At 54.7% G+C, this 590-nt stretch carries 1 protein-coding gene; it reads right to left on the minus strand.

Features of this window, described 5'->3' with window-relative positions; all coding sequences use genetic code 11:
- Positions 1–186: 186 nt before the first annotated feature.
- The gene (locus IVA80_RS07445; protein WP_247427373.1) at positions 187–507 is read right to left on the minus strand and encodes a Rieske 2Fe-2S domain-containing protein; all 321 of its coding nucleotides are present in this window, start codon (positions 505–507) and stop codon (positions 187–189) included.
- Positions 508–590 lie beyond the last annotated feature (83 nt).

Genomic DNA, 590 nt, shown 5'->3' on the forward strand with positions numbered 1-590 from the left:
TCCGCATCCGTACAATCGCTTGCATAGCGCAGCGCTCGTCTGTCATGCTGACAGCGGGTGATTTCGGTCCAGGTCATCTGCTTCTCCGATGGCTTCGAACACCTCGAAGAATCACAACCTGCTGAAATCACCCAACTTTAATTTCCGGTCAGCCTCTAAGCCTGACAATATGCTCTCTCAAGGCCGTCAAAGTCTGATGAAAACAGTGCCGTTCTCGACCTTTACTTCGTAAGTGCTCAGGCCGACGCATGCGGGTAGCGCGCGGGCTTCGCCGGTCCGGTAGTCGAATGTTCCGAAGTGCTTAGGACACTCGATGACATGGCCGTCGACAATGCCGCCCGCGAGATGCACCTTCTCGTGCGAGCAATGACCGTCCATCGCGAAGTAACGGCCTTCTGGTGAGCGAACAACAACAAAAGTGCGTCCTTCATGATCGAGACGAACCGCCTCTTCAGGCTCCAGTGCATCGAAGGCGCATGCCGCCACCCAACTATCTGCGGAGATCAACTTCGTCACCTCTGATATTGGCTTTCAATGACGGAAGAGTAGAGGTTGAGCTTGGGACCAGGCTTTGCGACGGGCAAGAGTAT

Source organism: Bradyrhizobium sp. 139, assembly GCF_023074175.1.
Taxonomy (GTDB): domain Bacteria; phylum Pseudomonadota; class Alphaproteobacteria; order Rhizobiales; family Xanthobacteraceae; genus Bradyrhizobium.